The sequence below is a fragment of the Yersinia sp. 1252 StPb PI genome (assembly GCF_048593885.1).
GTDB lineage: Bacteria > Pseudomonadota > Gammaproteobacteria > Enterobacterales > Enterobacteriaceae > Yersinia > Yersinia enterocolitica_E.
The window spans coordinates 1-7926 of sequence record NZ_JAZGQE010000200.1; the positions used below are offsets into that span (position 1 = coordinate 1).

A 7926-nucleotide genomic window follows, 5' to 3' on the forward strand; every position below is an offset into this window, starting at 1 on the left:
AAGATAAAAAGGTATTGAACACTTACATTGGCAAGGAGAGTAAAAAACAACTGGATTATCTTGTAAGAAAAAACAAAAGAAAAATAAATGAAGAGTTAGAGGTTCTCATCCATGATGCTTACATGAAAGCAATCATTAAATATTAACTGGCTATATTTAAAAGAATCTCAGATAGATATTATCCCCATGACCATTTCCCTTAAGCCCGCCAGAGTCTTTATGATCCTGGCGGGCTTTCTTTTTGTTGTCTGAGGTAATTTCATGAATAAAGGTGAAGGCATTCATCAGATGGCGCAGTCTGTTAGTGCACTGCCGGATGCAGTTAAAGCGCACATCTTATTACACGTTTGCAGGCTTGGTGATTATGAGCCGGTGATTGGTCTTATGGGAAAAACAGGCTCCGGAAAATCATCATTGTGTAATGCTCTTTTTGCGAGTGACATCACGCCAGTCAATGATGTTATAGCCTGTACTCGTGAACCACTCCGTTTTCGCCTACGTATGGGACGGCATAGTATGGTGCTAGTTGACCTACCTGGCGTAGGTGAAAGCGCTGCGCGCGACCATGAGTATGCAGCATTGTATCAGCGCCTTTTACCGCGCATGAATCTTATACTCTGGGTAATCAAAGCTGATGACCGGGCTTTGTCGGTCGATGAACAATTTTACCGAGATGTCATCGGTGCTCATCGCGACAAGGTGTTATTTGTCGTCAACCAGGCTGATAAACTTGAGCCTTGCCATGAATGGGATAACGCAAGTCAAACACTATCCCCTCTTCAGAAAATCAACCTCAGCCATAAATTACGCGATATCCGCTCTCAGTTTTCACCTAACAATCCAGTCTGTGCAATTTCCGCGAAGCATGGATGGGGGCTAAGTCAAATGGTGGATAACCTGATGCGAGCTTTGCCCGCGAAAGCCAGTAGTCCTTTTCAAACCCAACTAAACGATAACCTCAGAAGCCATTCTGTCAAAGAGAGTGCGCGCGCAGACTTTGGCAAATCTGTAGGGGGTGTGCTTGATAAAGCGGCCATGCTGCCATTTATACCTGAAACTGTCAGAGCACTTATTCTCGGTGTGCGTGACTCGGTGGTTTCAGTCGCCCGAGCCATATGGGACTTTTTCTTCTGAATTAACAATACCTCTCATCTCCCAATTTCAAAGGCCTGTTGCTCACGCAGCAGGCTTTTTTTATTTCATTTTGAATGACAACGAAGGAGTACTTATGGCCCGTTTATCTTCCCGCTTTGGCTCTGCCAACATAATTCGCCGTGACCGTCCCTTAACTCGCGATGAATTATTTTGCGCCGTTCCCAGCGTATTCAGCGAGGAAAAACATGCATCACGCAGTAACCGTTATACCTATATCCCTACAATTACCCTCCTCGACAACTTGCAGAAAGAAGGTTTTCAGCCGTTCTTTGCCTGTCAGACAAGGGTTCGTGATCCCGAGAAGCGCGAGCATACCAAGCACATGCTGCGCCTGCGTCGCGAGGGGCAGATAACGGGTAAACAGGTTCCTGAAATCATTCTTCTGAATTCGCACGATGGTTCAAGCAGTTACCAAATGCTGCCAGGGTTATTCCGCTTTGTCTGCCAGAACGGGCTGGTGTGCGGCGAAACGTTTGGTGAGGTGCGTGTACCACATAAAGGCGACGTCGTTGGAAAGGTCATCGAAGGCGCGTATGAGGTGCTGGGTATATTTGATCGTGTTGAAGAAAAACGTGAGGTCATGCAGTCATTAATGTTACCTCCACCAGCGCAACACGCGTTGGCAACAGCTGCCATCACTTACCGTTTTGGAGAGGAGCACCAGCCGGTGACTGCAGCCCAGGCTCTGTCTCCCCGTCGATGGGAGGATAAGTCTGATGACCTTTGGACGACTTATCAGCGGATCCAGGAGAACTTAATCAAAGGCGGTCTTAACGGGCGAAATGTAAAAGGTAAACCAGCCCGCACTCGTGCTGTTAACGGTATTGATGGGGATGTGAAGCTGAATAGAGCGCTTTGGGTGATGGCGGAGACCATGCTGGAACATACGCAAGGTCGTTTACCGATTTAAGTATTTGATGCCCCGGACACACCCTGTCCGATATGGGTAACGATAATCCCGCAGATGACCACGAGGAACCCGCTACCAACTCGCCCTGTATCTGGGTTCCCGTAGAAATAAAAATATTTTCCGTTGTGTCCATATCCTGTCCGCCCCCCTCGTTAAAATAATCACACAATTTATCAGCCAGTTAACTTTCTACGGAGACCATGCAATGCCACAGCCTGAACGTCGCTATGATCGGCTGGCCGTGAGGTTGTCACTGATTATCAGCCGTTTGCTAAACGGTGAAACACTGAGCGTGCGCATACTGGCGGTAGAGTTCGGAGTATCGGTACGTACACTCCGCCGGGATTTTCGGGAGCGACTGATTTACCTGGATTTAGAATATAAAAATGGTCTGTGTCGCCTGGTGCCAGGGAGCCACACTTCCTCAGGCGAACGTGACGTACTCCACTTCGCCCGCCAAACGGGCGTCTCGGTGGTCTTCCCGGTACTTGATAGCCGTTTAGTCAATATGCTGATGAACAGCCGCGATGACTCGCCATGCATTATTTACCAAACCCCGTTACGAAGTGTTGCCGCCCCCTCTGAAAGTTTTCATCTGTTAACACGAGCGATAACAGAGCGGTTGCTGGTGACGCTTTTTAGCGGCGGACGGCAGTATGAACGTCTGGCCCCTTATCGCCTTATTTGTCTGGACGGTATTTGGTATCTGGTTTGTGAGTATCGCGGATATCTGAACGTATTCCTGGCTATTGAAATTACCGAGGTCAAGCTTCTTAAAGAGTCATTCTCCCGCCGAGATGATCTGAGCCGCCTCACTGCCGGTAATGACTTTATTACCGCACTCCCACATTTCCGTTTCATCCATGACGTTTTAAAGGAATTCAATAGCCAAAAATTGGCTTAAAGGTTAATGCGTTATCCCATTATTTCATTTATACCAGACAACATATCCATTCGCAGGAGTGACAGATGAACACAACATTGAATAAGAAATTGATAGTACTCGGGAGCCTGCTTTTAGCATTTAACACGCAGGCTTACAACGTCGTGGGGTCGGTAAAAGCCTGGTCCAATATGAAGCAAAGTGGATGGAAATCAGCAGACGGATTTACCGATGAGCAATTAGGCATGCCACTTTATAAAGCTAGTGTCATTGAGAACTATCCCTGGACGGATCACTTTTTCATCAGAACGGGATGGCAGGGAAACTTTTTCCTGGCGGACAAGAGAAGCAAGACCATTAAATTAGTTAAGGCCCCCAACGATAAACCCGCTGATTTGACCGTAGTATATCAGGGAGAAGATACGGGGGAAGGATGCTATTTCAGCATCGTCGACTCACAATCCGGGCAGAATCTTTCGAGGGAGTATAACGAGCAGGTTGCGCCAAAAATTTTAACGACGATTGCCGATAAGTGCATCAATAAAAAGCAACTGGCTGAGATCAAAGCCAAAGAATCATCTGACGACAGGCTGCTTAAACAATGGGTAGCGAAAGAAACGCTCAATGAGCTATGCCGAAAGAAAGGGAATTGCTGACGCCATCTCGACTATCGAGTGCTTTCAAAATCAGGATTGTAGAAAATAAGGACGAATAGATGATAATGCGCCAATATGTTTTATCGGCATCACTTTGCTTACTCGCATCTCCTGCTCTGGCTATCCCCAATATGTGGAGTAGTGGCTTCGGGCAGGGCAATGCGGAATACACCATCACCAGCACGGATAATGTGGCCTTCACGATCAACTGCACCGGCAATCCCGACAAGGATGGAATACTTGAGCATGGTGTAGCCGTTACGTTAGCCAATGGCACGACTGTATATCCTGGGGATCAAAATCCTAATATTGTTGTTGTAATGAGTGACCAACAGTATTGGATCCCTGCCTCTCTCGGGTGGCGAAATGCCGATAATGCATGGGTATCGTTCATTGGAGATATTGCGAAGGCTCAGAGTTTCGATGTTTACATCAATGATAAGAAGGTGAGCAGTTATCAGGTCAGCTTGAAAAATGCCCAAAAGGTACTTCCACAAGAGGGTGAATGCACCGAAATTTATTACCGATAAAGAACGCCGAATTATCGATCCATTCTTTTATTGAACCCCTGTCGCATATGCGACAGGGGTTTTTCATTTTAAGGAGCCGCTATGTACGAAATCTCACTTACCAGAACCTTCACCGCATCAGAAGAAAATATTATTCAGCAGGCTTTATCTCTCATTGAGAAACAGCTTGAACGCGAACCTCAAACATTCACTTCCACCAGCATGACAACGAAGTGGTTGTGCTTAAAAATGGCCGGGCTCGAGCGGGAAGTTTTTATGGTGTTGTATTTGGATAATCAGCATCGATTACTGAATTATGAAATCAATGCATTAGGAACCATTAATCGCACTCAAGTCCATCCGCGTGAAATTGTTAAAGGCGCTCTGGCGCATAATGCTGCGGCTGTCGTTTTTGCTCATAACCATCCTTCTGGCGTCACTGAACCCAGTGACACTGATCGGCAAATCACCAATAAACTGGTAAGTGCGCTCAAATTAGTCGATGTCCGTGTTTTAGATCATGTAGTAACAGGAGAAGGAGTGGCTGTCTCATTCGCGGAGCGAGGATGGCTCTGACCGTCATGGCGGTGCGGCTTGCTGAAATTAATGCTTTCCCCATCATTATAAAACATCTCAATAATCTCTTTTGTCCAAACCCTATCTGACGTCCCGTTCGACAAATCAATTCCACAAGGAATATCCCATGCAAACATCAATGGCACCGAGTGCAGTGCCGGCTTCTACATGTCTTTCGCCTGTGCAAACCTGGCAGATGCTGCTGACCTATTTATTAGAACGCCACTATGGTCTTACTTTGAACGACACACCGTTTTCTGAAGAAGAGAAAATACGCGAGCATATTGAGGCCGGTATCTCATTAACTGATGCAATTAATTTTCTGGTAGAGCGATATGTATTGGTACGCATCGACCGTAAAGGTTTCTCCTGACACGAACAGGCTCCGTTTATTAATACGATTGATATTCTTCGTGCAAGAAGGGCAACAGGGTTGCTGCGTGGTGTGCAGAGAGGCATACCATGAGCGCTGGTTTTTCTATCCCCTCCGCAGTCTATCGTATCAAGCAGTTGAAGGAAGCCGAACCCGAGTCGTGGTCCGATTTATGCCAAGCTGTGACTCAAGCTTATCGTCAGATAAGAATGCAGCCACAAACCACCGACCATTCCTGCCTGACCATTTGCGAGCATTCAGGTAATACCTCGCTGCGGTTTGACGATAGTTTGATTGGGCTAGGAGTCATTTCATTTAACGGAAGTCGTGCCCACCAGCAGGCAGGAGATGCATTTATACTGACTCGCGGTATTCATCAAACAGCCGACTATAGCTGTAATACCAATCACCTGCCTTATAGTTTTTTGGTCAGGGTGGTCCTTCTGTTGGCTGACTTCTAGTGCCCTACCTCCTGGCAGATTACTACTGATATTCCCCTCTCTGACTGGCAACAAACTGCTGACTGGATCGCCAAGTATCTAAATCTTGCGTGCCGCATTCCTGATTTGAACGCCTGATTTTTCTTGTCTCAACTCTATCAGCATAATGCGCCAGCCATTCCCGGCAGGCGTATTTGTTTTTGTTCATGGAAAACTAATGATGCAAACAGAACATGAAGTACTAACTGACCATACTGAACTCATCTGCTCGACCAATATCGAGCGGATCATTTCCGGGCGTAACGCAGCGCTGGCACAGACTGAAGCCCTTATCTGCCAGCTTGAAGGCATCTCGGCAACCACCAGCAGCATTGGCGGTGGAATTGCANGAGACTGGGCCATGCGACAAGACTTTCGCTGTGGCTGCTGGCTTATGGAGAAAGCAGAAACGGCAATGAAGGTGATTACCTGCAATCTTGATCGCGGTATATGGCGAGATTTGATGAAAAAATCGGGAATGCTCAGTTTGATGGACGCTCAGGCAAGGGACCTGTGGAACAAAAGCCTTGAGGGGGAGAATATTCCTGCCATCAGTGAAGCCAACATACTCAGTACCTTTGAGCAGCTACATCAGAGCAAAGATGAGGTATTTGAGCGGGGTATTATCAATGTTTTTAAAGGGCTGTCATGGGATTACAAAACTAACAGTCCGTGTAGTTTCGGAAAGAAGATCATCATCAATAATCTGGTGACTCATAATCGTTGGGGTTACAGCCTGAACTGGGGCTGGCGTCGAGATCAGTTGGCCGATTTGGAACGGATGTTATTCTTGTTGGATGGAAAACCTATTCCTGACAACAGAGGCGACATAAGTACCCGGCTGATGGAACATGTGCGTGATAACCCGAGCCAGCAGGCGTATGAAGATGATTACTTTAATATTAGATATTTCCAGAAGGGTACCGGGCACTTGACGTTTAAGCGCCCAGAGCTAATCGACAAGATGAATGACATCATTGCGAAACACTACCCCGGAATGTTAGCGCAAAGCATCTAATCTAGGCATTTCTAAAATCTGTTTTTCTTCAGAAAATCACGTAAAATCTCAAAACCACAAATTCACTAACTTATTGATTTAATATGATTTTATGTAAAAATCAATTGAGTATATAAGTGAGTATATATAGTGGTTGTGTCTTGAGCTATTTACTTATAATTCAGATGGTTGAAAGTGATTGGCGAGTCCGGCCTTCGCACCATTAGTATGTAAAGAGACGTCTACGAGCGTCTTTTGTATATCTATAACCCAGTCCCCGCAAGGCTTTACCCCCGCTTTTCAGTCCACCAACGTCAATCTGAGTTACCCCACATCAACCTGCTTGTGTATATGCAGGTTCGAGTATGTTTATACTGCCGAGCTTGAAGCTAAAGCTTATAAGCCCACAGATGGCGACGTTATGGTTGAAGGAATATATAGAGAGGTAGATGAGCCATTAAGAACGTAGCTCTGTACGTGCGGCTTATATCCATAAAGCTGAGCGATCCAATAGGGGCTGATTATTTAGATGCCAACCGGAAACGGATGATTAGGTCGTTTGATTTTGCCAAGAAAAATAACCTGTAAAGATCACTGATGGCGGATAATTCTGATTAGTCAGCTGGTCAGCCATCGACAAAAGGGGCGTTAGCCCCAGTAGTTAATTAAGACGGAACTTATTTACGATCTTTATTCGCTTGTGCTAACACAGAGGCCGCTAGCTGCTTTGTCAATGCACAGGAATTTGGGTTATCAAGTGCAACCGATGCTTTATGTTCCATTTCTCCACTTGTCTGATTTGGTGTTCCTCGTTGGGAGAGAGCAGAACCAGCAAGGCTTTTCTGGATTGCAGAAGCGTTAGGGTCATTTAAAGTCTTCGCAGCAACGGAAGCTACATTGCCAGATGTTTGTTTTGTATTTTTACTCATGGCCTGAATCCTTATAAGAGAAGTATTGATGTAGCATATATGGTATCTCGTTTATATCTAGACACAATATATGGTGTTAATCCTAATATTTAGTGGTTAATTTTTCAATAGTCACTCAGACGGTTTACTGGACTAAATTACAGTTAGTAGAATGTTCAGTATTTTATGTTGAAAATATGACTTAAAATGATGTTATTTGGATTTGTTAACTACTTTATTGAGATGGGTGCACAGACTTGAACGTTTGGAGTCATAATTTAAATCTATGAACTGTGATGCTCTAATTGATCCGGGATTATGATTATGCAAAATAATTGAGCTATAAATTAAATGTCAGTAAATTATTCATATCTAATACTGACATAACGATTAACTGCTTCGACCACCTGGGTTTCTGCTGTAGGTTCTCCAGTCCTTGTCCAATATAGCGTAAATATAATAGCTCCCTGGGCAGGGAGG

At 45.3% G+C, this 7926-nt stretch carries 9 protein-coding genes and 1 pseudogene; 9 read left to right on the forward strand and 1 reads right to left on the reverse strand.

Annotated features, from left to right (window positions below):
* Nucleotides 1–261 precede the first annotated feature (261 nt).
* The 9 genes and pseudogenes from V2A85_RS20250 to V2A85_RS20290 all read left to right on the forward strand — a co-directional run bounded on the left by V2A85_RS20250 (nt 262) and on the right by V2A85_RS20290 (nt 6559).
* Nucleotides 262–1134 carry a GTPase family protein gene (locus V2A85_RS20250; protein ID WP_420072199.1) on the forward strand — a complete coding sequence of 291 codons (873 nt, stop codon included), beginning with the start codon at nt 262–264 and terminating at the stop codon, nt 1132–1134.
* Between the two features lie 94 nt (nt 1135–1228).
* Nucleotides 1229–2065, forward strand: coding sequence for a DUF932 domain-containing protein (locus V2A85_RS20255; RefSeq protein WP_420072200.1), 837 nt, complete (start codon nt 1229–1231; stop codon nt 2063–2065).
* Between the two features lie 205 nt (nt 2066–2270).
* On the forward strand, nt 2271–2969 hold the full coding sequence (locus V2A85_RS20260; RefSeq protein ID WP_219651528.1) for a helix-turn-helix transcriptional regulator: 699 nt from the start codon (nt 2271–2273) through the stop codon (nt 2967–2969).
* Nucleotides 2970–3034: 65 nt separating this feature from the next.
* Nucleotides 3035–3604: a hypothetical protein gene (locus tag V2A85_RS20265; RefSeq protein ID WP_420072201.1), complete on the forward strand. Its 570-nt coding sequence runs from the start codon at nt 3035–3037 to the stop codon at nt 3602–3604.
* Between the two features lie 65 nt (nt 3605–3669).
* Entirely contained in the window at nt 3670–4134 is a 465-nt protein-coding gene (locus V2A85_RS20270) for a hypothetical protein (RefSeq protein WP_167311689.1), read from the forward strand.
* A gap of 81 nt (nt 4135–4215) precedes the next feature.
* Nucleotides 4216–4689, forward strand: a complete 474-nt coding sequence (radC, locus tag V2A85_RS20275; RefSeq protein WP_420072202.1) for a RadC family protein — start codon at nt 4216–4218, stop codon at nt 4687–4689.
* A gap of 127 nt (nt 4690–4816) precedes the next feature.
* Nucleotides 4817–5155 (forward strand): annotated as a pseudogene (locus tag V2A85_RS20280) (TA system toxin CbtA family protein).
* Nucleotides 5152–5523 (forward strand): hypothetical protein, encoded by a 372-nt coding sequence (locus tag V2A85_RS20285; protein ID WP_420072203.1) that lies wholly within the window; start codon nt 5152–5154, stop codon nt 5521–5523. The pseudogene V2A85_RS20280 and the gene V2A85_RS20285 overlap by 4 nt, the downstream one beginning before the upstream one ends.
* A gap of 199 nt (nt 5524–5722) precedes the next feature.
* On the forward strand, nt 5723–6559 hold the full coding sequence (locus tag V2A85_RS20290; RefSeq protein WP_420072204.1) for a DUF4942 domain-containing protein: 837 nt from the start codon (nt 5723–5725) through the stop codon (nt 6557–6559).
* Between the two features lie 656 nt (nt 6560–7215).
* On the opposite strand, the gene V2A85_RS20295 is transcribed toward V2A85_RS20290, so the two are convergent.
* A complete protein-coding gene (locus V2A85_RS20295) occupies nt 7216–7467 on the reverse strand; it encodes a hypothetical protein (protein WP_372557899.1) in 252 nt (83 codons plus the stop codon).
* Between the last annotated feature and the right edge of the window lie 459 nt (nt 7468–7926).